Source organism: Arthrobacter sp. ISL-72 (genome assembly GCF_018613755.1).
Taxonomy (GTDB): Bacteria; Actinomycetota; Actinomycetes; order Actinomycetales; family Micrococcaceae; genus Arthrobacter.
This window is the reverse complement of sequence record NZ_JAGGPP010000008.1, coordinates 121680-145894: the sequence shown is the minus strand read 5'-3', so window position 1 is coordinate 145894 and position 24215 is coordinate 121680. Positions and strand designations below refer to the sequence as shown.

General features: G+C 65.8%; 23 protein-coding genes. 15 read left to right on the top strand and 8 right to left on the bottom strand.

Annotated features, from left to right (window positions below):
• Positions 1–7 precede the first annotated feature (7 nt).
• Positions 8–1198 (top strand): acyl-CoA dehydrogenase family protein, encoded by a 1191-nt coding sequence (locus J7I92_RS08865; protein WP_214839573.1) that lies wholly within the window; start codon positions 8–10, stop codon positions 1196–1198.
• A gap of 21 nt (positions 1199–1219) precedes the next feature.
• Here the strand turns inward: J7I92_RS08865 and J7I92_RS08860 are convergent, their stop codons facing one another.
• A complete protein-coding gene (locus J7I92_RS08860; protein ID WP_214839571.1) occupies positions 1220–1774 on the bottom strand; it encodes a M23 family metallopeptidase in 555 nt (184 codons plus the stop codon).
• Between the two features lie 465 nt (positions 1775–2239).
• Between J7I92_RS08860 and rpsB the strand changes: the two genes are divergently transcribed.
• The 6 genes from rpsB to J7I92_RS08830 all read left to right on the top strand — a co-directional run bounded on the left by rpsB (position 2240) and on the right by J7I92_RS08830 (position 7297).
• The gene (gene rpsB / locus J7I92_RS08855) at positions 2240–3145 is read left to right on the top strand and encodes a 30S ribosomal protein S2 (protein WP_214839569.1); all 906 of its coding nucleotides are present in this window, start codon (positions 2240–2242) and stop codon (positions 3143–3145) included.
• A 135-nt stretch (positions 3146–3280) separates the two neighbouring features.
• Complete coding sequence (gene tsf, locus J7I92_RS08850; RefSeq protein WP_214839568.1) at positions 3281–4117, top strand: translation elongation factor Ts; 837 nt, start codon at positions 3281–3283, stop codon at positions 4115–4117.
• A 148-nt stretch (positions 4118–4265) separates the two neighbouring features.
• Entirely contained in the window at positions 4266–5003 is a 738-nt protein-coding gene (gene pyrH, locus J7I92_RS08845; RefSeq protein WP_214839567.1) for a UMP kinase, read from the top strand.
• A gap of 112 nt (positions 5004–5115) precedes the next feature.
• Positions 5116–5673, top strand: a complete 558-nt coding sequence (gene frr, locus J7I92_RS08840; RefSeq protein WP_214839566.1) for a ribosome recycling factor — start codon at positions 5116–5118, stop codon at positions 5671–5673.
• Positions 5673–6590 carry a phosphatidate cytidylyltransferase gene (locus J7I92_RS08835; protein WP_214839565.1) on the top strand — a complete coding sequence of 306 codons (918 nt, stop codon included), beginning with the start codon at positions 5673–5675 and terminating at the stop codon, positions 6588–6590. The genes frr and J7I92_RS08835 overlap by 1 nt, the downstream gene beginning before the upstream one ends.
• 122 nt (positions 6591–6712) lie before the next feature.
• Entirely contained in the window at positions 6713–7297 is a 585-nt protein-coding gene (locus tag J7I92_RS08830) for a DivIVA domain-containing protein (protein WP_214839564.1), read from the top strand.
• Between the two features lie 42 nt (positions 7298–7339).
• Here J7I92_RS08830 and J7I92_RS08825 read toward each other — a convergent pair whose 3' ends face one another.
• The 4 genes from J7I92_RS08825 to J7I92_RS08810 are packed head-to-tail and all read right to left on the bottom strand — an operon-like array spanning position 7340 to position 11148.
• The gene (locus J7I92_RS08825; protein WP_214839563.1) at positions 7340–8818 is read right to left on the bottom strand and encodes a cation acetate symporter; all 1479 of its coding nucleotides are present in this window, start codon (positions 8816–8818) and stop codon (positions 7340–7342) included.
• Positions 8819–8825: 7 nt separating this feature from the next.
• On the bottom strand, positions 8826–9176 hold the full coding sequence (locus J7I92_RS08820) for a DUF485 domain-containing protein (protein ID WP_214839561.1): 351 nt from the start codon (positions 9174–9176) through the stop codon (positions 8826–8828).
• A complete protein-coding gene (locus J7I92_RS08815) occupies positions 9173–9892 on the bottom strand; it encodes a LytTR family DNA-binding domain-containing protein (protein WP_214839559.1) in 720 nt (239 codons plus the stop codon). The genes J7I92_RS08820 and J7I92_RS08815 overlap by 4 nt, the downstream gene beginning before the upstream one ends.
• 38 nt (positions 9893–9930) lie before the next feature.
• Positions 9931–11148: a sensor histidine kinase gene (locus tag J7I92_RS08810; RefSeq protein WP_214840147.1), complete on the bottom strand. Its 1218-nt coding sequence runs from the start codon at positions 11146–11148 to the stop codon at positions 9931–9933.
• Between the two features lie 183 nt (positions 11149–11331).
• Between J7I92_RS08810 and J7I92_RS08805 the strand changes: the two genes are divergently transcribed.
• Both J7I92_RS08805 and J7I92_RS08800 read left to right on the top strand, forming a co-directional pair.
• The gene (locus tag J7I92_RS08805; RefSeq protein WP_214839557.1) at positions 11332–11712 is read left to right on the top strand and encodes a DUF485 domain-containing protein; all 381 of its coding nucleotides are present in this window, start codon (positions 11332–11334) and stop codon (positions 11710–11712) included.
• Positions 11709–13325, top strand: coding sequence for a cation acetate symporter (locus J7I92_RS08800; RefSeq protein WP_214839555.1), 1617 nt, complete (start codon positions 11709–11711; stop codon positions 13323–13325). Before J7I92_RS08805 ends, J7I92_RS08800 begins: the two co-directional genes overlap by 4 nt.
• Before the next feature lie 56 nt (positions 13326–13381).
• Here J7I92_RS08800 and J7I92_RS08795 read toward each other — a convergent pair whose 3' ends face one another.
• Together J7I92_RS08795 and J7I92_RS08790 are read right to left on the bottom strand one after the other, a co-directional pair.
• Entirely contained in the window at positions 13382–13858 is a 477-nt protein-coding gene (locus J7I92_RS08795; protein WP_214839553.1) for a hypothetical protein, read from the bottom strand.
• Positions 13859–13960: 102 nt separating this feature from the next.
• Positions 13961–14434, bottom strand: coding sequence for an Lrp/AsnC family transcriptional regulator (locus J7I92_RS08790; RefSeq protein WP_214839551.1), 474 nt, complete (start codon positions 14432–14434; stop codon positions 13961–13963).
• A gap of 196 nt (positions 14435–14630) precedes the next feature.
• Here J7I92_RS08790 and pdhA point away from each other — a divergent pair, with 196 nt between their 5' ends.
• Genes pdhA through J7I92_RS08775 form a run of 3 tightly spaced genes read left to right on the top strand, consistent with a single transcriptional unit; the run spans position 14631 to position 18189 of the window.
• Positions 14631–15809, top strand: coding sequence for a pyruvate dehydrogenase (acetyl-transferring) E1 component subunit alpha (pdhA, locus tag J7I92_RS08785; protein ID WP_214839549.1), 1179 nt, complete (start codon positions 14631–14633; stop codon positions 15807–15809).
• The gene (locus J7I92_RS08780; RefSeq protein WP_214839547.1) at positions 15809–16819 is read left to right on the top strand and encodes an alpha-ketoacid dehydrogenase subunit beta; all 1011 of its coding nucleotides are present in this window, start codon (positions 15809–15811) and stop codon (positions 16817–16819) included. Before pdhA ends, J7I92_RS08780 begins: the two co-directional genes overlap by 1 nt.
• Positions 16816–18189 (top strand): dihydrolipoamide acetyltransferase family protein, encoded by a 1374-nt coding sequence (locus J7I92_RS08775; protein WP_214839539.1) that lies wholly within the window; start codon positions 16816–16818, stop codon positions 18187–18189. The genes J7I92_RS08780 and J7I92_RS08775 overlap by 4 nt, the downstream gene beginning before the upstream one ends.
• Before the next feature lie 178 nt (positions 18190–18367).
• Here the strand turns inward: J7I92_RS08775 and J7I92_RS08770 are convergent, their stop codons facing one another.
• Positions 18368–19063: a TetR/AcrR family transcriptional regulator gene (locus tag J7I92_RS08770; RefSeq protein WP_311380217.1), complete on the bottom strand. Its 696-nt coding sequence runs from the start codon at positions 19061–19063 to the stop codon at positions 18368–18370.
• Between the two features lie 145 nt (positions 19064–19208).
• Between J7I92_RS08770 and J7I92_RS08765 the strand changes: the two genes are divergently transcribed.
• The 3 genes from J7I92_RS08765 to J7I92_RS08755 are packed head-to-tail and all read left to right on the top strand — an operon-like array spanning position 19209 to position 24208.
• Entirely contained in the window at positions 19209–20816 is a 1608-nt protein-coding gene (locus J7I92_RS08765; protein WP_214839537.1) for a carboxyl transferase domain-containing protein, read from the top strand.
• 7 nt (positions 20817–20823) lie between these two features.
• The gene (locus J7I92_RS08760) at positions 20824–23001 is read left to right on the top strand and encodes a biotin carboxylase N-terminal domain-containing protein (RefSeq protein WP_214839535.1); all 2178 of its coding nucleotides are present in this window, start codon (positions 20824–20826) and stop codon (positions 22999–23001) included.
• 31 nt (positions 23002–23032) lie between these two features.
• The gene (locus J7I92_RS08755; protein WP_214839533.1) at positions 23033–24208 is read left to right on the top strand and encodes an acyl-CoA dehydrogenase family protein; all 1176 of its coding nucleotides are present in this window, start codon (positions 23033–23035) and stop codon (positions 24206–24208) included.
• Positions 24209–24215: the final 7 nt, after the last annotated feature.

Below are 24215 nucleotides of genomic sequence, written 5' to 3'. Positions count from 1 at the left end.
GAACGCCATGCCCAAAGCTGCAATCGACATCCACAACCTGCCGTATGCCGACGGGGACTTCTTCGCGTTTGAGCAGCTGCTCAGCGGCAAGGAGCAGGACCGGCTGGCCGAAGTGCGCGACTTCCTGGCCCGCGAGGTCAGGCCCATCGCGGTCGATTGCTGGAACCGGGCCGAGTTTCCCATGGACCTGATCCCGAAGCTGGCCGAAATCGACCTTGTCAGCCCGGTCCGGCGCCAGGGCCACTCGAACGTCTTCGCCGGCATCCTGCATGCCGAAGCCACGCGTGCGGATACGTCGATTGCCACCTTCCTGGGCGTTCACGACGGCCTTTTCACCGGCTCCCTCGAGGCCCTCGCCTCTCAGGAGCAGCAGGAAGCCTGGCTGCCGGACATCTACTCGCTGAAGAAGATCGGCGCTTTCGGCCTCACCGAGCCGCTAGGCGGCTCCGATGTTGCCGGCGGAACCCGCACTACCGCCCGGCGGGAGGGTGACAGCTGGATCCTGAACGGCGCCAAGCGCTGGATCGGCAACGCCACATTCTCGGACTGGGTGGTCATCTACGCCCGCGACGTCGCCGACAACCAGGTCAAGGGTTTCCTCGTCGACACCGGGAGCGAGGGCTACAGGGCAACGCGGATTGAAAACAAAATCTCGCTGCGCACCGTGCAGAATGCCGACATCACCCTCGATAACGTCGTGGTGCCGGACTTTTTCAAGCTCGCCCATGCCAACAGCTTCCGGGACATCAACAAGGTCCTGAAGGTCACCCGCCTCGCCGTTGCGTGGCAGGCCGTCGGCCAACAGCTCGCGGCCTTCGACGTAGCCCGCCGCTATGCCGTCGAGCGCAGCCAGTTCGGCCGGCCAATTGCTTCCTTCCAGCTGGTTCAGAATCAGCTTGTGCAGATCCTTGGCAACGCCGTCAGCTCCATGGGGATGATGGTCCGCGTGTCCCAGCTCGAGGACGCAGGCAAGGCCAAGGACGAGCAGTCCGCGCTAGCCAAGGCCTTTACGACGGCCCGGATGCGCGAAAGTGTGGCCATCGGCCGCAGCCTCCTCGGGGGCAACGGCATTGTCAGCGACTACGAGATGGCCAAGATCTTCTCCGACGCCGAAGCCATCTACTCCTATGAAGGCACCCACGAGATCAACACCCTGGTGGCAGGGCGCGCGATCACCGGCATTTCGGCGATCGTCTAGCCTGGCGCCCCGGACTTGTCCTCACCCCGGCGCAGCCAAGGGAAGCAGGACGGAGGGCCGGAGGTCTGTCACCAGGGACAGCGGGTTGATGTATTCGTCCCCCCGCCGCACGCCCCAATGAACGCACGGCAGGGTGGTGCAGTGGCCGGGCAGGACAGTCCCGATGACATCGCCCCGGACCACCACGGCGCCCCTGGCGAGGCTGCTTTCCACCGGTTCGAAACTGCTGCGCAGGCCGTTGGGGTGATCGATGGTGATCACTGGACGGTCCACCACCACGCCCACGAAGCTGACGGTTCCGGACTCGGGCGCCGTAACCGCTGCGCCATGGCCCGGCATTTGGAGGTCCACCCCGCGGTGCCCGCTCATCCATGGCTTGTCCGGGGGATCGAACGCGCGGAGCACGGCCGGCTTGGGCGCCACGGGCCAGCTCCAAGTCCCCGCAGCGGCGGCGCCGGAGACGGTTGCCCCGGCCCCGGAGGCCCCTGCCCCGGTGCCTGGGGCAGGGGCGGCGGAGGCGGGGGCAATGGCTGTGATGGACAGCAGGATGGCGGCCGGGATGGCGCGGGCTTTCATGTATCCAGCCTGCGGTCCCTGATGAGCAGGCTGGAAGGGGTGCCCATCGCTATGTGGACAAGGCCGTTTCCCTCATCGCAGCAGGGGCGGTATGGTCCATTCCACCGGGGCCGCTGTAGTACACTTGACGGAGCAGTTCGCTGTGCCCTCAACGATGCCCGGTTGGCGGTTCAAGTCACTTTTCTGGTCGCTTGGCCCTCTCAGCCGTTCTAGTCAGCACGTCTCATTCAGAGGTGTGGGGGAGCAGTGGCTGACTACGCGTATCCAGCCCTCCCGTTCCGAAGCTGCGGCTTCAGCCTGCGGAGGATTGCGCCTCCTGCGGTCCGTGCCAGATGGCACGGATGGGAAGCGCAATGGATGCCAGGAGCAACGCCCGCCTGGGCGGAGCTATTCAACCGTCAACTATTGGCAGGGTAAGAGGGCCATGGGCTCTCTCATGAATGACCTGCCGGAAGGAGCGTCGGCATGCCCGTCGTAACTATGCGCCAGCTGCTTGACAGCGGCGTCCACTTTGGACACCAGACCCGTCGTTGGAACCCGAAGATGAAGCGGTTCATCTTCACGGAGCGCAACGGCATCTACATCATTGACCTGCAGCAGTCGCTGTCCTACATCGACCGCGCCTACGAGTTCGTAAAGGCCACTGTTGCACACGGCGGCACCGTTCTCTTCGTCGGCACCAAGAAGCAGGCGCAGGAAGCCATCGCCGAGCAGGCCACCCGCGTTGGCCAGCCGTACGTCAACCAGCGTTGGCTCGGCGGTATGCTGACCAACTTCCAGACGGTCTCCAAGCGCATCCAGCGCATGAAGGAACTCGAAGAGATCGACTTCGACGACGTCGCCGGTTCCGCTTACACCAAGAAGGAACTGCTGCTCCTTCGCCGTGAACTCACCAAGCTCGAGACCAACCTCGGCGGTATCCGCAACCTGACCAAGGCGCCGTCCGTGCTCTGGATCGTGGACACCAAGAAGGAACACCTCGCAGTTGACGAGGCCAAGAAGCTGAACATCCCGGTTGTCGCCATCCTGGACACCAACTGCGACCCGGACGAAGTCGACTTCCCGATCCCGGGTAACGACGACGCCATCCGCTCCGTCAACCTGCTGACCCGCGTTGTTGCTGACGCTGTTGCTGAAGGCCTCATCGCCCGTAACCAGCGCGCAACCGGCACCACGGAAGCTCCGGAAGAGCCGCTGGCTGAGTGGGAGCGCGAGCTCCTCGAAGGCAGCAAGGCTGAAGAAGCTGCTGCTCCCGCTGCTCCGGCAGAAGAAGCTGAAGCTGAAGCTCCGGCAGAAGAAGCTGAAGCTGAAGCTCCGGCCGCTGCCGAAGCAACCGAGCCCGCCGCCGGCGAAGCCGACGCTGCCAAGTAGGCAGACAAATAAATCTGGACCATCCCCGGCACTGTCCGCAGTGCCGGGGGTTTCTGACAGGATGGCCGCTCACTCGGTGAGCTGCCGTCCTGTCAGTCCGTACACCACACAACATTTCTAGACAGAGGGGTTCACATGGCGAACTACACTGCCGCTGATATCAAGGCTCTGCGTGAGCGCACTGGCGCCGGCATGATGGATGTCAAGAAGGCTCTTGACGAAGCCCACGGTGACGCCGAAAAGGCCATCGAGATCATTCGCATCAAGGGCCTGAAGGGCGCTACCAAGCGTGAAGGCCGCTCCACCGCAGAAGGCCTGGTTGCTGCCAAGGTCGCCGGCGGCGTCGGCGTCATGATCGAAGTTAACTGCGAGACGGACTTCGTGGCCAAGGCCGACAAGTTCATCCAGCTTGCCGACAAGGTCCTGGCCATCGCCGTCGAGTCCGGCGCAGCCGACATCGAGAGCCTGCTCGCCACCGAGGTTGACGGCAAGCCGCTGTCCGAGGTCGTCGTCGAAGAGGGTGCAATCCTCGGCGAAAAGGTTGTTGTCCGCCGGATTTCCCGCATTGAGGGCGGCACGGTTGACGCTTACCTGCACAAGACCTCCAAGGACCTCCCGGCCCAGGTCGGCGTCCTGTTCGCCGTCGACGGTGAAGGCGAAGCTGCCGCAACCGCGGCGCATGACGTTGCCGTCCACGTTGCCGCCATGGCTCCGAACTACCTGACCCGCGAGGACGTTCCGGCTGAGCTGGTTGAGTCCGAGCGCCGCATCGCCGAAGAAACGGCCAAGGCCGAAGGCAAGCCTGAAGCAGCCATGACCAAGATTGTGGAAGGCCGTGTCACGGGCTTCTACAAGGGTGAGGTGCTGGTTGACCAGGCATTCGCGAAGGATGCCAAGAAGTCCGTGGCGCAGGTCCTCGAAGAGGCCGGCGTCAAGGGCACCGCATTCGCGCGTTTCCGCGTCGGTTCCTAGTTAGACACGCAAAGGGGTGGTCACTTCGGTGGCCGCCCCTTTTGCATGCAACCGCAGCCCTACAGGCTGCTTGCACGGGCCGGGGAAATGACACCTTTGGCCATCCGGCACGATAACCTAGCTCAGAGCTCATTTACGGGAAGGCACCATGGAAACCGTCAACAATTCTGTCCAGTCAGAGAAGAGCCGGCGTCGCGTCCTCCTGAAACTGTCCGGCGAGGTCTTCGGCGGCGGAAAGCTGGGCGTGGACCCGGACACCGTCCGCGGAGTCGCCAAGCAGATCGCTGCAGCAGTTCCCGAAGTCGAGGTTGCGATCGTAGTGGGTGGCGGTAACTTCTTCCGCGGCGCCGAACTGTCCCAGAGCGGAATGGACCGTTCCCGTGCCGACTACATGGGCATGCTCGGCACCGTGATGAACTGCCTCGCCCTCCAGGACTTCCTGGAACAGGCCGGCGTCGAGACCCGTGTGCAAAGCGCCATCACCATGGGCCAGGTGGCTGAGGCGTACATCCCCCGCCGTGCCATCCGCCACATGGAAAAGGGCCGGGTCGTGATCTTCGGTGCAGGCGCAGGCCTGCCGTACTTCTCCACTGACACCGTCGCTGCCCAGCGTGCAATGGAAGTCCATGCCGACGTCGTGCTGATGGCAAAGAGCGGAGTGGACGGCGTCTACACCGCCGACCCCAAGAAGGATCCCGGCGCCGAGAAGCTCGACCGGCTCAGCTACGACGACGCTCTGCGTCGCGACATCCGCGTTATGGACCAGACCGCCATGACCATGTGCAAGGACAACAACCTCACCATGGTGGTGTTCGGCATGGAAGGCGAAGGCAACGTGACCCGGGCGATCCGCGGCGAGGAGCTGGGCACCGTAGTCACCCCCTAGCAACAGCTAGGATGATTTGAGGAAAAGGCCGGCCCCAGGGCCGGCCGCAAAGACGGAACGAACTGTGCATTGTTCCGGGAGACCGGAATGCACCAATTTCTGAGGAGAGACCGTGATCGAAGAGACCTTGCTCGAAGCCGGGGACAAGATGGACAAGGCAGTCGAGGTAGCCAAGGAAGACTTCGCGTCGATCCGGACCGGCCGCGCCACTCCGGGACTCTACAACCGGGTACTCGTGGACTACTACGGCTCACCCACTCCGCTGCAGCAGCTGGCATCGTTCGCCGTTCCCGATGCTCGCACCATCCTGATCACGCCGTTCGACAAGTCGGCCCTCCGCGAAATCGAGCGGGCCCTCAGCGACTCCGAGGTGGGCGCCAACCCGTCCAACGACGGCAACGTCATCCGGATCACCATTCCGGAGCTCACCAAGGAACGCCGCAAGGAATACGTCAAGATCGTTAAGGCCAAGGGCGAGGACGCCAAGGTGTCCATCCGGAACATCCGCCGCAAGGCCAAGGAAACCCTGGACAAGTTGGTCAAGGACGGCGAAGCCGGCGAGGACGAAGGGGCGCGCGGCGAGAAGGAACTCGACGCCCTCACCAAGGCACACGTTGACGGCATCGACGACCTGCTCAAGCGCAAGGAAGCCGAGCTGCTCGAGGTCTGATGGGTCAGGCACAGCAGGCGCCCGGACCGAGGGTCCGGGCCCGGGGGAAGCAGCGCTCCAACCCAACGCCCAAGGCCGGAAGGAACCTTCCAGCTGCCACCGCGGTTGGCCTGGCAATGCTTTTCGCCGTATTGGGGGGTCTCCTGTTCCTGCCGCTCGGATTTGTCCTGGTCACCACCACTTTCGCGGTATTCGGTGTCTGGGAAATCTTCCGTGCGCTGGAGGTAAGCGGCACCCGGCTGCCCGTCGTTCCGGTCATGGTGGGAACTGTGGGAATGCCGTTGGCTGCCTACTTCGGCGGACTGGAGAGCCTGCTGTTTGCGCTGCTGGCCAGCAGCGTCGCCGTGCTCTTGTGGCGGACCATCGAAAGTGCAGCCGGGTCCGCCCGGAGCATCTTTGCCGGCGTCTTCACGCTGGCCTGGGTCCCCTTCTTCATCAGCTTCGCCATCCTGCCGCTGCATGCGATGGGAAATGCGCCGGTGGGCCTGTGGCCCGGTGGCGTTATCCCGCACGGTGCCTGGCAGATCGCCACGATGCTCCTGCTGGTGGTTTCCAACGACACCTTCGGCTACCTGGTGGGTGCATCCTTCGGAAAGCATCCGATGGCGCCCAAGATCAGCCCCAAGAAATCGTGGGAAGGGTTCGCGGGATCCATCGGCGGAGCCATCGCCGTGGGTGTCCTGGCGTGCCTCTTCCTGCTGGACAAGCCCTGGTGGGTCGGCGTGGTGCTCGCCGTCGGCATGGTGGCAGCGGCTACCACCGGAGACTTTGCCGAATCCATGGTCAAACGGGAACTCGGCATCAAGGACATGAGCAGCATCCTGCCCGGCCACGGCGGGGTCATGGACCGGCTGGATTCGATCGTATTCGCCTCGCCCGCGGCGTTTATCCTGTTCACGGCGGTCTCGGGAGCCTGAGGCGCCCTGCCCGGCACCCGGCGCGGCAACCGGCCGGCGCAACAGCCGGCCGCAATGGGTGCAGCCCGGCGCCTTAGACTGGTGCGGAGCAAAAACAGCTGAACAGCACTGAAGGAAGCAAAGTGACAGTGGACATTCAACGGCAGATCCCTGCGTCTTTTGACCGCGTACAGCGGAACGAATACGGCTACAACGCCAAGCAGGTGGACCAGTTCCTCCAGCGCGCACGGGTGTCGTTCGAGAATCCCGGTGCTGCCGGCCAGGTCATTAAGAGCGCCGACGTCCGGGCCGTCTGCTTTGATCCCGTCAAGGGCGGCTACGCCGCAGCCGGGGTCGACGCGGCCCTGGACCGCCTGGAGGACGCCTTCGCCCGGCGGGAGCGGGACGAGCTTATTGAGGCACGCGGCGAGGACGCCTGGCTCCGCGAGATCGGCAAGCTGTCCGGCCTCCTGCGCGGGCGGCTGCACCGTCCCGACGGCGAACGGTTCCGCCGGCCCGCCGGCGGCCGCGGCCGGAGCTACAACATCGTGGACGTGGACAACCTGTGCCGCGACCTCATCGGCTACCTCGAGGAGGACCAGCCGCTCAGCGTGGACAATGTCCGCCGCGCCGTCTTCCGCCCGGCCAAGGGCAAGGACGGCTATGAAGAGACCCAGGTGGACGCGTTCCTTGACCGCGTGGTCGAGCTGATGGCCGCCATCGACTGACTCCGTTCCCTCAGGCCCCCGCGGGCCAAGCCACCCGCTGTCTTAGCGTTCCGTGGCCAGCGGACGTTCCGGAGTGTGCAGCCTGGTCATAACCTTCGTGAGCGTCCTCGGGACACGGTCCTTGGTGGCGCGGGAGACCAAAACCATCACGGCAAACGCGGCCGGCACGGTCCAGGCGGCCGGCTGCGCCAGCCACTGGGGCATCGCGGTGCCGGAGGCGGCCGGACCGGTAAGGGCACCCGCGACCAGCGCGCCGCCGCACAGCAGGCCGCCGGTCAGCATGCCGGCAATGGCGCCGGCGTCCGTCAACCCGCGCCACCAGATCCCCAGCAGCAGGGCAGGACAGATCGTGGACGCAGTGAAAGCGAACACGAGCCCCACGCTGCCCGCCAAGGCCAGCGAATCGGTCATGAAGGCAAAGCCCAGCGGAACGGTCGCCGAAATGAGTGCCGCCAGCCGGAAGCCGCGGACGCTGCCGCCGAGCACGTCCTGGCTGATGACGCCCGCGAGCGACACCACCAGCCCCGACGTGGTGGACAGGAAGGCCGCGAATGCCCCCGCCACCACCAGCGCTGACAGCATCTCGCCGGCAGGCCCGCCGACCAGCCGGCCCGGCAGCAACAGGACGAGGGCATCCGGCCTGGCGCTCTGTGCCAGGCCCGGGGCGAACATCCGCCCGGCCAGTCCGTAGGCCGTGGGGAAGAGGTAGAAAACGGACAGCAGACCGAGCACGATCAGCGTGGTGCGGCGCGCTGACTGTCCGTCCGGGTTCGTATAGAACCGCACCAGGACATGCGGCAGGCCCAGGGTGCCGAAGAGCAGGGCCACCAGCAGCGAGATGTTCTGGTAGGGGCCTGTGGGCGCCAGCCCGGTGGGGTTGGTCCCGGCTTCGGCAACGGCCTGCGCCCCGTTGCCGGCCAGCATGAGGACGATGAAAATAATGGGCACCGCCAGGGCCGTCAGCTTAAGCCAGTACTGGAAGGCCTGCACGAAGGTGATGGACCGCATTCCTCCGGCCACGACCGTCAGGCAAACGACGATGACCACCGCCACGGAACCCACCCACGACGGAAGCCCGGTGGTGATGCGGATTGTCAAGGCCGCGCCGTGCAGCTGCGGCACAATGTACAGCCAGCCCACCACCACAACCACCAGGCTGGTGACCCGGCGCACCGCCCGTGAATCCAGCCGCACCTCGGTGAAATCCGGGATGGTGTAGGCACCTGATCGGCGCAGCGGGGCCGCAACGAAGAGCAGCAGCATCAGGTACCCGGCGGTGTACCCGATGGGAAACCAGAGCGCGTCAGTGCCGGAGAGCAGGATCAGTCCGGCCACGCCCAGGAAGCTGGCGGCGGAGAGGTACTCCCCGCCGATCGCGGACGCGTTCCACCAGGGACGGACCGTCCGGGAGGCCACGTAGAAGTCCCCGGTGGTCCGGGAAATCCGCAGCCCGTAGAACCCGACAACGGCGGTAGCGACGGACACGGCAACGAACGCCGCGATGCCCACCACCGGGTTCAAGGCCGCCTCACCTGTCCTCCGCCAGGTCCCGGTACCGGGCCTCGTTGCGGTTTGCGGCCCGGATGTAGAGCCAGGCGCTGAGGCCGATCACCGGGTAGATTCCGGCGCCGAGCAGGAGCCAGCCGAAGGGGATGCCCGCGATCCTCACGTCCGCCAGGCCGGGGGCCAGTCCCAGCATGAGCGGAAAGGCCAGCAGGATCAGCAGGAAACCGGCGGCCACAACGAGTGCCAGGCGCAGCTGGGAGCGGATCAGGGACCGGACGAACACCTGGCCCACGTCCGACTCCTCGGCGGATCCGCGCGATTCCAGCACCGGCCTTGCGGCGGACTGCGGCGCCGTCACCCTGACGCGCGTCATGCCTGCGGCCGGATCCGGGTGGCTTCGAGTTTCTCTCGGACCGACGGCAGGTGGCGGCGGCTGATGGGCAGCTCGGCCCCGGCCACGGTGACGGCCGGCCGGGCGGCGGCAAGCTTCAGGTGGCTGACGTGGTTGAGGGCGATCAGGTAGGAACGGTGCGTGCGGAGGAAACCCGCCCCCGCCCACTGCTGCTCAAGGTCGGCCAGGGGGACGCGGATCAGGTAGCTGGCATCGGCCGTGTGCAGCCGCGCATAGTCGCCCTGGGCCTGGACATACGTGACATCGTCGCGCCGGATCATCCGGGTGGTGCCGCCAAGGTCCACCGTGATCATTTCCGGCGCGGGGGCGCCATCCTTGATGAGCTCGCTGATGCGCCCCACGGACCGGGCCAGGCGTTCAGCCCGCACGGGTTTCAGCAAGTAGTCGACGGCGGCCAGTTCGAACGCTTCCAGCGCGCAGTCTTCGTCCGCCGTGACAAAGACGACCACCGGCGGATTGCTGCTGCGCGAAATCGCCCGGGCGATGTCCAAACCGGACAGGGCCGGCATATGGATGTCCAAAAAGACGGCGTCCACCGTTCCGGCCTCGAGCACGCGGAGAGCCTCGGCGCCGGAGGACGCCCGGTGGATGGCCCCGATCCGGTCGTCCCGGCCGAGCAGGAACGCCAGTTCCTCGACGGCGGGCAGCTCGTCGTCAGCGACGAGGACGTTAATCATGGTCCTAGATTATCCCGGCGGCGGGCCGGAAGAGCTGCTCAGGCGTCGTGGCCGGGCTGCGACTTGGGGACACGCATGGTGATCAGCGTCCCTTCGCCCGGGGCCGTTTCGATGACCAGGCCGTTGTCCTCCCCATAGACCTGGCGGAGCCGGGCGTCCACGTTGCGCAGCCCCACGTGGTCGCCGTCGCTGTGCCCCGCCAGCATGGAGCGCAGCTGTTCGGGATCCATCCCCACGCCGTCGTCCTCGATGGTTACTTCCGCGAAGGCGCCGGAATCATTCGCCGCAATGGTGATATGTCCGGGACCTTCCTTGGCTTCCAGGCCGTGCCGGACGGCATTTTCCACCAGGGGCTGCAGGCTGAGGAACGGAATCACGGTGCTCAGCACCTCCGGGGCGATCCGCAGGCTCACCTGCAAGCGGTCCCCGAACCGCGCCCGCTCCAGCAGCAGGTACCGGTCGATGCAGCGGAGCTCTTCGGCGAGGGTGGTGAAGTCCCCGTGGCGGCGGAAGGAGTACCTGGTGAAGTCGGCAAATTCCACCACCAGTTCCCGGGCCCGGACGGGATCTGTGTTAATGAAGGAGGCGATGGCGTTGAGGGAGTTGTAGATGAAGTGCGGGCTAATCTGGGCGCGGAGGGCGCGGACTTCGGCCTCCATCAGCAGCGTGCGGGAGGCATCGAGTTCGGCGAGTTCAACCTGGGCCGCCACCCAGTCGGCCACTTCGCCGGTGGCGCGGACCAGTCCGGCTCCCGCCGCCGGAGCGAATGCGGCCACCGCGCCCACCACACGCGAGCCGGCCTTGATGGGGGCGATCACGGCGGCGCGTTCGAGGTCGGGAGTGATTGCTCTGGAAGCCGCGTCGCCGGCGAGCATGTACAGCTCACCGGGCGGGATGACGGCGGTGTGTCCGCCCTCCAGCACGTTCGCCGCCAAACCCATGAGCGCGGGCCTCAGTTCCTCCGCGGCGCCGTCCCAGGCGAGCACCCCCGAGGTGTCGGTGATGGCGAGCGCATCGCAGCCCAAGATGGTGCGGAGCTGCCTGCTGGCTTTGGCTGCGCCGGCCGGGTTCAGCCCGGTGCGGAGGTGTTGTCCCGCACGCGAAGCAGCATGCAGGGTCTTGTAGGTGGCCCGCTCAGCATCGGTGCCAAGCTCCCGGAAGGACCGCAGGACTTTGAGGCCCACACCGACGACGACGGCGACGGCCATCGCGATGACGGCGATGGCAGCGGCGGTAATCACAGGGGAGTCCGGCATGGTGCCAGCGTAGCCGCGCGTGCCGTTGGGCGCAGCATCGGGACCGCTGAGCGACGGTACCTCGCGCTTCTCTGGAATGTAGGCCAGCTCACGCGCCACAGTGATTGCAGTCACATTGGCTGGGACTGTCTGCGGAGGGGCAGGGCATCCGGTGTGGACGGCACGTCTCAATGAGGAGGAATGATGGGTAACGATGCCCCAACTCCGGACGCAGCGGCGTCCGTGGACTTCAAGCAAGTCCAATCGACGACGCAGTTCCAGGAACTGCGCAAGCGTCACCGCAGCTTTGTCTTTCCGATGGCCGTTGCGTTCCTGCTCTGGTATTTCGCATACGTCCTCCTGGCCGACTATGCCGTGGGCTTCATGTCCACCAAGGTCTGGGGCAACATCAACATCGGGCTGATTCTGGGCCTGCTGCAGTTCGTTTCCACGTTCGCCATCACCGGATGGTACGTGAGCTACTCCAACCGGCGGCTCGATCCCATCGCCTCCGAGATCCGGCACGAAATTGAAGGCCACGAGTTCGACAAAGACGGCAACCGAGTGAGCGGAACGGCACAATGATTGGAATGGTCCCCGCGGTCAACGTCGCCGCCCTCAAGGACACCACCTTGCTGAACATGGCTATTTTCGGCCTGTTCGTCGCGGTCACCATGATTATCGTGATCCGCGCCAGCCGCAACAACAAGACCGCGGCAGACTACTACGCGGCCGGCCGTTCCTTCACCGGCCCGCAGAACGGAACGGCCATTGCGGGGGACTACCTCTCCGCGGCGTCCTTCCTCGGCATTACCGGCGCTATCGCCGTCAACGGCTACGACGGCTTCATGTACTCCATCGGCTTCCTGGTGGCCTGGCTTGTCGCCCTGCTGCTGGTGGCGGAGCTGCTCCGCAACACGGGCAAGTTCACCATGGCGGATGTGCTCTCCTTCCGGCTCAAGCAGCGTCCCGTCCGGATCGCCGCCGCCATCTCCACCCTCGCCGTCTGCTTCTTCTACCTGCTGGCCCAGATGGCGGGAGCCGGCAGCCTGATCTCCCTGCTCCTGGGCATCAGCGACTGGGGCGGACAGGCATTGGTGATCATCGTCGTCGGCGCACTCATGATCATGTACGTCCTGATCGGCGGCATGAAGGGCACCACCTGGGTGCAGATCATCAAAGCCATGCTGCTCATCGCCGGCGCCGCCGTCATGACGTTCTGGGTCCTGGCCATTTACGGCTTCAACCTGTCCGACCTCCTCGGAGGCGCGGTGGAAACGGCCAACAATCCAGCAGTCCTCAACCCGGGCCTGCAGTACGGCAAGTCCGATACCAGCAAGTTGGACTTCATGTCCCTGGGCCTGGCGCTGGTCCTCGGTACCGCGGCCCTCCCGCACGTGCTGATGCGCTTCTACACCGTCCCCACGGCCAAGGAAGCACGCAAATCAGTGGTGTGGTCCATCTGGCTGATCGGCCTCTTCTACCTGTTCACCCTGGTCCTGGGCTACGGCGCAGCTGCACTGGTGGGTGCCGAAACGATCCGGACCGCTCCGGGCGGGGTCAACTCCGCCGCGCCGCTGCTCGCGTTCCACCTCGGCGGCCCGCTGCTGCTCGGATTCATCTCAGCGGTCGCCTTTGCCACCATCCTCGCCGTGGTGGCCGGACTCACCATCACCGCGGCGGCCTCCTTTGCCCATGACATCTACGCCAATGTGATCGCCAAGGGGAAGGCCGACGCCGACACCGAGGTCAAGGTGGCACGGCGCACCGTGGTTGTCATCGGCGTCCTGGCCATCGTCGGCGGCATCTTCGCCAACGGCCAGAACGTCGCCTTCCTGGTGGCGCTCGCCTTTGCGGTTGCCGCATCGGCCAACCTGCCGACGATCATCTACTCCCTGTTCTGGCGCAGGTTCACCACCCAGGGCGCGGTGTGGAGCATGTACGGCGGGCTCGCCTCCGCGATCATCCTGATCGCCCTCTCGCCCGTGGTATCCGGGACGAAGACGTCAATGATCCAGACGGCGAACTTCGCAGTGTTCCCGCTGAACAACCCGGGCATCGTCTCCATTCCGCTCGCGTTCTTCCTGGGCTGGCTGGGCACCGTGCTGGACAGGAAGCTCGAAGACACCACCAAGCAGGCCGAGATGGAAGTCCGTTCGCTGACCGGTGTGGGAGCCGAGAAGGCGGTGGACCACTAACCGCACCGGCTGACATACAACAGGAGCTCCCGTGAATCACGGGAGCTCCTGTCAGTTCAGGCCTTCGGCCGGAGTTTGATGTTGATCATCTTCATGTCGTTGTTGCCATCGAAGCGGTAGGCCAGATCCACTTCCTTGCCGTCGCAGCTGATGACCCCCTCGACGTCGGCGGCGTTGGTGCCGTTCTCGTCGCTCACCTTGTTGATGGCCGGCTTGCAGGAGTCGTTCAGTTCGAGGCTTTGGACGCCGGCGGCGAACTCCTCCTTGGAGAGCTTGTCCTGGAGCGCCGGGTCGAGGTAATCGTCGTACGCCGTGTCGGTGTCCCCTGTGATGACAAGCTGGGTGAAATCGTCCGCGAGGCCCTGCGCCTTGCCGGCTGCGCCGCCCAGGAGGTTGAAGAGCGGGACAGCGCCCGCGGCGGCAAGGAGGACCGCTCCGCCTGCAATGCCCAGGACAGTCCACAGTTTCCTGCGGTTGTTGGCCGGCGGGTGGCCCTGTTCCGGAGGCCGGTACGGTTCCTGCGGATTGCTCAAGATCAAGCCTTTCCGGCAGCCGGCCTCGCCCGCTGCCTGATTGCGCGGCCGTTCATGGCCAGGAGTCGTTCAACGGGAACCAGCCTATAGTCCCGGCCGGCCTTACCCTGCGGCTGATCCCCGCTCGAGCAGCGGCTGGATCCGGAAAGGGATCAGTTCTCCCATGGCCAGGGCCGTGTCCGTCCGGTCCACTCCGTCGCAGGCGAGGATCTTGCCGTTGATGCGGAAAAGGTCCTCCGCATCCAGGGCCACGACGCGCAGCAGGAGGTCGGCCGAGCCGGTCAGTCCGTAGCCTTCCAGGATTTCCGGGATCCCGGCCAGGTCCACGGCCAGCTGGCCCAGTTTCTGCTGCTGCACGTGGACGGAGATGAACGCCATGAGCGGGTATCCCAGGGCCGCCGGATTGATCCGCCGCTCGAAGGTCAGGAACACGTGCTTCTTCTCCAGCTGGGCCATCCTCGCCTGCACGGTGTTGCGTGACAGTCCAAGCTTCTGGGCCAGGGCCACCACGGTCCGCTTCGGGTCCTTGGCGAGGGCGGAAAGGAGCCGGGTGTCTGTGCCATCCAAAGCTTGCATAATGCGCAAGGCTAGCACGGTGATTGGCCGGTAGACAGTGCATTCTGCTCAGTTTTTTCGGCAGTGGTTGTACCCATTGAGCATTGTGAGTATCGTCACAATTATCCGGGGCAACGGCGCCCGGGCGGCTGGCGTGTACGGGGATCACGAGTCCCTGAAGCGCCGGTGACACGACGTATGAAGGTTGCGTGCAACTGTGTTTACAGACGAGTTGGGTCAGGGCGGCAAGGCCCCCGATGGCCCGGACAACAGTGCAAATCATCACCGCGGGACGGGCGAAAGCCTGATCCAACTCATCACTCCCGGGGGTGAGCGCGTCAGCCATCCGCAGTACGACGCCTGGGTCAGGGATGTTAGTGACGAGCAACTGGCCTCCCTCTATGAAGACCTGGTGGTCATCCGGCGGATCGATACTGAAGCCACCGCCCTCCAGCGCCAGGGGGAACTTGGCCTCTGGCCGCCGCTGCTGGGACAGGAAGCGTCCCAGATCGGTTCCGCAAGGGCGCTCCGGGACGACGACTTCGTGTTCTCCAGCTACCGCGAGAGCGGCGTCGCGTACTGCCGCGGCGTGGACCTGCCGAACATCATCAAGGTCTGGCGGGGGAACGCCTCCGCCGGGTGGGATCCGTACACCGTCAACCTGGCCACGCCGCAGATCATCATCGGCGCCCACACCCTGCATGCCACCGGCTACGCCATGGGCATCCAAAACGACGGCGCGGACTCCGTGGCCATCACTTATTTCGGCGACGGCGCCACGAGCGAAGGCGACGTCAACGAAGCCATGGTTTTCGCTGCCAGCTTCCAGTCCCCGGTGGTCTTCTTCTGCCAGAACAACCACTGGGCCATTTCGGAACCGGTCCGCCTGCAGTCCCACATCAGGATCGCCGACCGCGCGGCCGGGTTCGGCATACCCAGCATCCGCGTGGACGGCAATGACGTCCTGGCCGTAATGGCGGCGACGCGCGAGGCGCTGGAACGGGCCCGCCACGGCGGCGGACCCACGTTCATTGAGGCCGTCACCTACCGGATGGGCCCGCACACCACTGCAGACGACCCCACCCGGTACCGCGATGCCAACGAACTGGAAGACTGGGCAGCCAAGGACCCGATAGCCCGGGTCAAGGGCCTGCTGGACCGCAAGGGCCTGCTGACCGACGAACTGGAGGCGCGGGTTGCCGCCAAGGCAGACGCCGTAGCCCGCGAGCTGCGGGCCGGCTGCGTCAACATGCCGGATCCGAAGCCGCTGGACATCTTCAAGCACGTCTACAGCACCCCCAACTCCTGGCTGGACCGCCAGGAAGACCACTATTCCCGCTACCTGGCTTCCTTCGGCGATCCCGCAGGGGCCCCCTCCGAAGAAGGTGCTCGCTAATGACGCAGATGACCTTTGCCCGGGCAATAAACTCCGGCCTCCGCAAGTCCCTCGAAAACGACCCCAAGGTGATCCTGATGGGAGAGGACATCGGCACCCTTGGCGGCGTCTTCCGGGTGACGGACGGCTTGCAGAAGGACTTCGGCAAGCACCGCGTGGTGGACACTCCGCTGGCCGAGTCGGCCATCATCGGCACCGCCGTCGGCCTCGCCTACCGCGGCTACCGGCCCGTCGTCGAAATCCAGTTCGACGGGTTCATCTACCCGGCTTTCGACCAGATTGTCTCCCAGGTGGCCAAGATCCACTACCGGACGCAGGGTGCAGTGAAGATGCCCATCACCGTGCGTGTTCCGTTCGGCGGCGGCATCGGATCGCCGGAACACCACTCGGAGTCCCCGGAGGCGTACTTCACGCACACGTCCGGGCTGCGCGTTGTCAGTGCTTCCAATCCCCAGGATGCCCACACGATGATCCAGCAGGCTATCGCCCTGGACGATCCCGTGCTGTTCTTCGAACCGAAGCGCCGCTACCACGACAAGGGCGAAGTGGATGAGTCGATCGACCCGGCCACTGCCTTCTCGATGGAGAAGGCCCGCGTGGTGACCGAGGGCAAGGACGTCACGCTGGTCGCTTACGGCCCGCTGGTCAAGACTGCCAAGGACGCTGCGCTGGCCGCGGCAGACGAAGGCGTGTCGGTGGAAGTCATCGACCTGCGCTCGCTGGCACCGGTGGACTTCGCAACCCTCGAAGCCTCCGTGCGCAAGACGGGAAGGCTCGTCATTACGCACGAAGCCGGCCAGTCCGGCGGACTCGGCGCCGAAGTGGCGGCCAGCATCACCGAGCGCTGCTTCTACCACCTGGAATCGGCCCCCGTCCGGATCACTGGTTTCGACATTCCGTATCCCTATTCGAAGCTTGAAATGCACCACCTTCCGGGCCTGGACCGGATCCTGGACGGCGTGGACCGGGCCCTGGGCCGCCCGAACTCCCTGAGCGGCCTGGAAGGATGAGCGCGGTCATGATCAAGGAATTCAGGCTCCCGGACCTTGGCGAAGGGCTGACGGAATCGGAAATCCTCAGCTGGAAGGTCGCGGTAGGCGACACCGTTGCCCTGAACCAGGTCATCGCTGAAGTGGAAACGGCCAAAGCCGTCGTCGAACTGCCGTCACCGTTCGCCGGCGTGATTACCGCCCTCCACGAACAGCCGGGAACCGTCGTCGAGGTGGGTAAGCCGATCGTATCCTTCGAGGTGGAGGGCGACGACGGCGAACCGGCCGGCGGGGGACCGGCACCGGCGGAGGCCGCAAAACGCGAGCCGAACCTGGTGGGGTACGGCGCCGTCCTCGAGGCGACCGGCCGGCCGGTGCGGCGCGCACGCACATTTGCGTCCCCGGCAGCTTCGCCTGCCGACGAGGCCCGACCTGCCCCGGCGGCCGTGCCGTCCGAGAGCCGTCCCGGGCCCGTGGTCCCCGCTGAGCGGCCGCGGTCCACGCCTCCCGTGCGGAAACTCGCCAAGGATCTTGGTGTCGAGCTCACCGCGGTGCCGGGGTCCGGCGCCGGCGGGCTGATCACCCGCGAGGATGTTCAGAACTTCGCCGGCGGGGGAGAACATCCTGCCGCGACTCCGGCCATGGCGGGAGCAGAAGCATCAGGCAGTGCAGGAACCGGCACACCGGGTCAACGCGAAACGAGGACACCCATCAAGGGCGTCCGCAAGCTGACCGCTGCGGCCATGGTGTCCAGTGCCTTCACCGCACCGCACGCGACGGAATTCCTGACGGTTGACGTCACTCCCACCATGGAGCTGCTGGCCCGGCTCAAGGCCAGCCGGGCGTTTGAGGGATTGAAGCTGACCCCGCTGACGCTCGTGGCCAAGGCCTTGCTCATTGCCCTCCGACGTCAGCCGTCGCTGAACTCGCGGTGGGACGAGGGTAACCAGGAAATCGTGCAGTTCAACTACGTGAACCTGGGCATTGCCGCCGCGACGCCACGCGGGCTGACCGTACCGAACATCAAGGACGCAGACCGGATGTCCCTGACCGAGCTGTCCACGGCGCTCACCGCCCTGACCGAGACTGCCCGGGCCGGCAAGACCAGTCCGGCCGAACTGTCCGGCGGCACGATCTCGATCACGAACATCGGAGTCTTCGGCATCGACGCCGGCACTCCGATCCTGAACCCCGGCGAAGCAGCCATCCTCGCCATGGGGGCCATGCGGAAGATGCCATGGGAGTACCAGGATGAGGTGGTCCTGCGCCAAGTGATGACCCTCAGCCTGTCCTTCGACCACCGGCTGGTGGACGGTGAGCAGGGGTCCCGGTTCCTCGCGGACATCGGCGCCATTCTGGCTGACCCGGGGATGGTCCTGGCCATGGTCTAGGTTCCGGCCAAAAAAACTCCCGCCACAAAAACTGCCGGCGGCCCGTTCCGGAAGGAAGGGGCCGCCGGCAGTTTTCTGTGCCAGGCGGTGACCATCGTGGGGCACATTGGGACCGCTGGCCGACGCCGGCGGAAGAATCCCCGGCGTGTCCGTGTCGAACTGCCCCGTGTTGGGAGCGCTATTCGCCGGGAACGGGGCTGGCGGCCACCAGTAGGGCGGCGAGGGCCATGCTTTCCAGCAGCGGCCGGGCTGACTTGACGGCCACCCGCCGTCCGTGGCTGCGTACGGAATGCGGCGTGGAGTTGATCAGGCCAAAGGCTGCGTGGGCCCGCATCCGGAGTTCGGCTGTGTCCGTTTCCGCGTGCAGTTCCTGCAGCACGTCAACCCAGAGCTCCACATAGTTGCGCTGCAGGGTGCGGACTTCGGCCTGGTCGTCGTCCGAAAGGTTGCTGAAATCGCGGTCCTGGACCCGGATGACGTCGGGATTGGTCAGGGCGAAGTCAACGTGGAACTGGACGAGGCGGGAGAGCGCTGCTGCGGGATCCTTGGCGTCCGCCACCACGCGGCGGCCGCCATCCAGCAATTCCTGGCTCACGCTGAGCAACAGTGCACCCAGCACCGCCTGCTTGCCCGCGAAATGGCGGTACACGGCCGGGCCGCTGACGCCTGCCGCGGCCCCCAGGTCCTCCAGCGAAACACGGTTGAAGCCGTTGAGGGCAAAAAGAGTGGCCGCCGAGGACAGCAAGGCCCGGCGCCGGCTTTCTTTGGCCTGGCTGCGTTGGGTCGACTGGCTGCGCTGGGTCGCCTGGCTCCGTGGCGCCGCTGGGCTGTTGAGGCCGGGCTGCGCCGCCGGGCCGCGCTCGATGATCGGCACATTTCCTCCTTGGAACTGCAAATCTAGCAATGCAAGCGCGTGTTGGACATCACAGTTAATAGAGACTAACCTAAATCTCAGTTACGCGGGACTAACCGAATCGCTCAGGACGGCCCTCCCGGGCGTCAGGGAACGGAAGCAGTCAATGGAGAAAATCGCCAGCCTGGTGGACGCCCAAAGCGCCGCTTACACTGCGAACCGCGAGGCCCAGCTGGGACTGGCCCGCGAGCTGAAGGAACGCCTGGCCGCCGCGGCGCTGGGCGGCCCGGAGGCGTCCCGGGAACGGCATGTGTCACGGGGCAAGCTACTGCCCCGCGAGCGTATTGACCACCTGCTCGACGACGGCAGCCCGTTCCTTGAGATCGCGCCGCTGGCCGCCAATGGCATGTACAACGACGATTCACCGGGTGCGGGCGTGATTGCCGGGATCGGCCTGGTCCACGGCCGCCAGGTGCTGGTCATCTCCAACGACGCCACCGTCAAGGGCGGCACGTACTATCCGATGACAGTCAAGAAGCACCTCCGGGCGCAGAAAATCGCGCTTGAGAACCGGCTGCCCTGCATCTACCTTGTGGATTCCGGGGGCGCCTTCCTGCCGAAACAAGACGAAGTCTTTCCGGACAAGGAGCACTTCGGCCGGATCTTCTTCAACCAGGCCAGGATGTCTGCCGCGAAGGTTCCGCAGATCGCCTCGGTGATGGGGTCGTGCACGGCAGGCGGCGCGTATGTGCCGGCCATGAGCGACGAAACCGTCATCGTGCGCAACCAGGGAACCATCTTCCTGGGCGGCCCGCCGCTGGTGAAAGCCGCCATCGGCGAGATCGTCACTGCGGAGGAGCTCGGCGGCGGGGACGTTCATTCGAGGATCTCGGGCGTCACGGACCATCTGGCCGAGAACGACGAGCACGCCCTCCAGATCGTCCGCGACATCGTCGCCACCCTGCCGAAGCCGGCCGCCCCCGCCTGGGAGGTGGACGCCCCCGTCGAGCCCCTTGCGGACCCGGAGGAGCTCTACGGTGCCGTTCCCACGGACGTCAACGCGCAGTACGACGTCCGCGAGGTCATTGCCCGGCTGGTGGACGGCAGCCGGTTCCACGAGTTCAAGAAGAACTACGGCACCACCCTGGTGACGGGCTTCGCGAAGCTGCACGGCCACCCGGTGGGCATTGTGGCCAACAACGGCGTGCTCTTCAGCGAATCCTCGCTCAAGGGAGCCCACTTCATCGAGCTCTGCGACCAGCGCGGCATTCCGCTGATCTTTTTGCAGAACCTCTCGGGCTTTATGGTCGGCAAGGACTACGAGCAGGGCGGCATCGCCAAGAACGGCGCCAAGATGGTCACCGCGGTGGCCACCGCTCGCGTCCCGAAGCTGACCGTGGTGATCGGCGGTTCCTTCGGGGCGGGCAACTACTCCATGTGCGGGCGGGCCTACTCGCCGCGTTTTTTGTGGATGTGGCCGGCCAGCCGGATCTCGGTGATGGGCGGCAACCAGGCGTCCAGCGTGCTCGCCACCGTCAAACGGGACCAGTACGAGGCCCGCGGCGAGGAATGGTCCGCCGAAGACGAAGAAGCCTTCAAGGCCCCCATCAAGCAGCAGTATGAGGACCAGGGCAGCCCCTATTACTCCACCGCCCGCCTCTGGGATGACGGCGTGATTGACCCCGCGGACACCCGCACCGTCCTGGGACTGGCGCTCGACGTCGTCTCCCGCACCCCGCTGCCGGAGACCTCCTTCGGCCTGTTCCGGATGTGAGCCACTCATGACAACGCCTACCCAGCAGCCCCTCTCTCACGCAAAGCCCTTGTTCAACACCGTCCTGGTAGCCAACCGCGGCGAGATTGCCTGCCGCGTGATCGGCACCCTGCGCGCCCTGGGCATCCGTTCGGTCGCCGTGTACAGCGACGCCGACGCCGGTGCCCGCCATGTGCGCGAAGCGGACCTCGCCGTGCGCATCGGCCCGGCGGCCGCCGCTGAAAGCTACCTCAGGATCGAGGCCATCATCCAGGCCTGCCGCGACACCGGCGCCGAGGCCGTGCACCCCGGCTACGGTTTCCTGAGCGAGAACGTCGACTTCGCGCGGGCCCTCGAGAAGGCCGGCATTACGTTCATCGGCCCCGGCGTGGAGTCCCTGAACGTCATGGGCGACAAGATCCGCGCCAAGAACCACGTGGCCGGCTACGGCGTCCCGGTGGTGCCAGGCGTCGCGGAGCCCGGGATGACGGATGCACAGCTGATCGAGGCTGCCGCCGTTGTCGGCTTCCCGCTGCTGATCAAACCCTCTGCCGGCGGCGGCGGGAAGGGCATGCACATCGTGGAACGCCCGGAAGAGCTGGCCGCCACCCTGCTAACCGCCCGCCGGGTCGCAGCCAGCGCCTTCGGGGACGACACCCTCTTCCTGGAACGACTCGTCACGACACCGCGCCACATCGAGGTCCAGGTCCTGGCCGACAACCACGGCAACGTCATCCACCTGGGGGAGCGCGAGTGCTCGCTGCAGCGCCGTCACCAGAAAGTCATCGAGGAAGCACCCTCGCCGCTGCTCGAATCCCTGCACGACGGCGGTGCCACCCGCGCGCGGATCGGTGAGGCCGCCTGCAACGCCGCCCGCAGCGTTCACTACAGCGGCGCCGGGACCGTGGAGTTCCTTGTCTCAGACGATGCTCCGGATGAGTTCTTCTTTATGGAGATGAACACCCGCCTGCAGGTGGAACACCCGGTGACCGAGATGGTGACAGGCGTGGACCTGGTCGAGTGGCAGGTGCGGATCGCCGCCGGTGAGGAACTCACCGTCCGCCAGGACGACGTCGTCCTCAATGGCCACGCCGTGGAAGCGCGCGTCTACGCCGAAATCCCGGAACGCGGCTTCCTGCCGTCCACAGGAACGGTAGTCCTGCTGGACGAACTACCCGGCGACGAACTGCCGGGCGACACCCTGCCCGGCGGCGCGGGGCGGAAGGTCCGGGTGGATTCTGCCCTGCTGGAGGGACTGGAGATCTCCTCCAGCTACGACCCGATGATTTCCAAGGTCATCGCGTGGGGGGAGGACCGCACCCGGGCCCTGGACACCCTGGACGGGGCGCTCGCCGGATACACCGCGCTCGGCATCGACACGAACGTTGAGTACCTGCGGCTCCTGATCAACGACGCCGACGTCCGCGCCGGCCGGCTGGACACCGGACTGATCGAACGCAAGATGCCGGACTTCAGCTTCCGGCAGGTTGGCGAGTTCGAGCTGGTGGCTGCCGCCCTGTCTTCCGTGGTGGCGGAAGAGGAAGGTCCGCAGGCACCCGCGGCAGGGCAGGCACACCTGGCAGGTCCCTGGAACCGACGTGACGGATGGCGGCTCGGCGTCCGCCCTCCGCGGCGGATCAGCCTCGGACTGCGGGAGGGCGGAGTAGCCACGGTGGCAGTATCAGGCGAGGTAGCACGCGGCGCCGTAACGGTGACGGTGGACGGCGGGCCGCAGCGCAAGGCCTGCCTTGGCTTTTCCCGGCGCCACCGGGTGGAGCTAACGCTCGACGGCGAAACCCGGGAGTATGCACTGGCGCCGGTGTACCCGGAACCGGGCGCCTCCGCAGTGCTGTTCCTTGGCAGCGACGGCTGGTCCTGCCGGTTGGAGGTGCTGACCCGGGAGGCTCGGCTCGCCCGGGTGCTTGCTGCCGTCCAGCGCGAGGAAGGCGCGGCCGACCCGGCGGTGCGCTCGCCGATGCCAGGCACCGTGGTGTCGGTCTCCGTCAGCGACGGCGACCACGTGGGCGGCGGCCAGCTGCTGCTGTCCGTGGAGGCCATGAAGATGGAACACCAGCTGCTGGCTCCGCTGGACGGGACGGTGCACATCAGCGTCAAGGCCGGCGACCTGGTCAAAGCGGACCAGGTGCTGGCCACCGTCCATCTCGACGCCCCATCGCCCCCTCCCACAGACCCTTCATCGAATTAAGACACCCGAGTTAAGACAAGGAAGTCCCACCATGGCTGATTTTGAGCTCAGCGAGGAATACCAGGACCTCAGCAACACTGTCCGCGAATTTGCCGACGAAGTGGTGGCCCCGGTCTCCACGCGGCACGACGAGGAACACAGCTTCCCGTATGAAGTGGTGAAGCAGATGGCGGACATGGGCCTCTTCGGCCTTCCCTTTCCGGAAGAGTTCGGCGGCATGGGCGGGGACTACTTCGCGCTTGCCCTGGCCCTGGAGCAGCTGGGCCGGGTGGACCAGTCAGTGGCCATCACGCTGGAAGCCGGTGTCTCCCTCGGCGCAATGCCCGTGTACCGTTTCGGCACCGATGCGCAGAAGCAAGAATGGCTCCCGTCGCTCGCGTCCGGCAAGGCGCTCGCCGGTTTCGGCCTGACCGAGCCCGAAGCCGGATCCGACGCGGGCGGGACCAAGACCACCGCGCGGCTCGAGGTCGTCGGAGGCGAAAAGACCTGGATCGTCAACGGCAACAAGGAATTCATCACGAACTCCGGTACCGACATCACCAGCCTGGTCACCGTGACAGCCGTTACCGACAAGCAGGAGCGGGCAGACGGCAGCATCAAGAAGGAAATTTCCACCATCCTGGTGCCAACCGGCACACCCGGTTTCAAGGCGGAGAAGGCCTACAACAAGGTGGGCTGGAACGCATCCGACACCCACCCCCTCACGCTCAAGGACGTCCACGTTCCAGAGGCGAACCTCCTCGGCGAACGGGGGCGGGGCTACGCGAACTTCCTCTCCATCCTGGACGAGGGCCGCATCGCCATCGCCGCGCTGGCCACGGGTGCTGCCCAGGGCTGTGTGGACCTGTCCGTGAAATATGCCAAGGAACGCAGCGCCTTCGGCAACAACATCGGCAAGTACCAGGCCATCGCGTTCAAGATCGCACGCATGGAGGCACGGGCGCACACGGCGCGGCTGGCGTACTACGACGCCGCGGCCAGGATGCTTGCCGGGAAGCCGTTCAAGACCCAGGCGGCCATCGCTAAGATGGTCGCAGGTGAGGCAGCCATGGACAACGCGCGGGACGCCACCCAGGTGTTCGGCGGCTATGGCTTCATCAACGAATTCACCGTGGCACGCCACTACCGCGACTCCAAGATCCTTGAAGTGGGGGAGGGCACCACGGAGGTCCAGCTGATGCTGATCGCCCGCGAACTCGGCCTTTAGTCCCAAC

Coding starts and splice junctions, on each gene's coding strand:
- J7I92_RS08865 (WP_214839573.1), top strand. CDS start 8: ATGCCCAAAGCTGCAATCGACATCCACAACCTGCCGTATGCCGACGGG.
- J7I92_RS08860 (WP_214839571.1), bottom strand. CDS start 1,774: ATGAAAGCCCGCGCCATCCCGGCCGCCATCCTGCTGTCCATCACAGCC.
- rpsB (WP_214839569.1), top strand. CDS start 2,240: ATGCCCGTCGTAACTATGCGCCAGCTGCTTGACAGCGGCGTCCACTTT.
- tsf (WP_214839568.1), top strand. CDS start 3,281: ATGGCGAACTACACTGCCGCTGATATCAAGGCTCTGCGTGAGCGCACT.
- pyrH (WP_214839567.1), top strand. CDS start 4,266: ATGGAAACCGTCAACAATTCTGTCCAGTCAGAGAAGAGCCGGCGTCGC.
- J7I92_RS08835 (WP_214839565.1), top strand. CDS start 5,673: ATGGGTCAGGCACAGCAGGCGCCCGGACCGAGGGTCCGGGCCCGGGGG.
- J7I92_RS08820 (WP_214839561.1), bottom strand. CDS start 9,176: ATGACGCGCGTCAGGGTGACGGCGCCGCAGTCCGCCGCAAGGCCGGTG.
- J7I92_RS08815 (WP_214839559.1), bottom strand. CDS start 9,892: ATGATTAACGTCCTCGTCGCTGACGACGAGCTGCCCGCCGTCGAGGAA.
- J7I92_RS08810 (WP_214840147.1), bottom strand. CDS start 11,148: ATGCCGGACTCCCCTGTGATTACCGCCGCTGCCATCGCCGTCATCGCG.
- J7I92_RS08805 (WP_214839557.1), top strand. CDS start 11,332: ATGGGTAACGATGCCCCAACTCCGGACGCAGCGGCGTCCGTGGACTTC.
- J7I92_RS08800 (WP_214839555.1), top strand. CDS start 11,709: ATGATTGGAATGGTCCCCGCGGTCAACGTCGCCGCCCTCAAGGACACC.
- J7I92_RS08790 (WP_214839551.1), bottom strand. CDS start 14,434: ATGCAAGCTTTGGATGGCACAGACACCCGGCTCCTTTCCGCCCTCGCC.
- J7I92_RS08780 (WP_214839547.1), top strand. CDS start 15,809: ATGACGCAGATGACCTTTGCCCGGGCAATAAACTCCGGCCTCCGCAAG.
- J7I92_RS08775 (WP_214839539.1), top strand. CDS start 16,816: ATGAGCGCGGTCATGATCAAGGAATTCAGGCTCCCGGACCTTGGCGAA.
- J7I92_RS08765 (WP_214839537.1), top strand. CDS start 19,209: ATGGAGAAAATCGCCAGCCTGGTGGACGCCCAAAGCGCCGCTTACACT.
- J7I92_RS08760 (WP_214839535.1), top strand. CDS start 20,824: ATGACAACGCCTACCCAGCAGCCCCTCTCTCACGCAAAGCCCTTGTTC.
- J7I92_RS08755 (WP_214839533.1), top strand. CDS start 23,033: ATGGCTGATTTTGAGCTCAGCGAGGAATACCAGGACCTCAGCAACACT.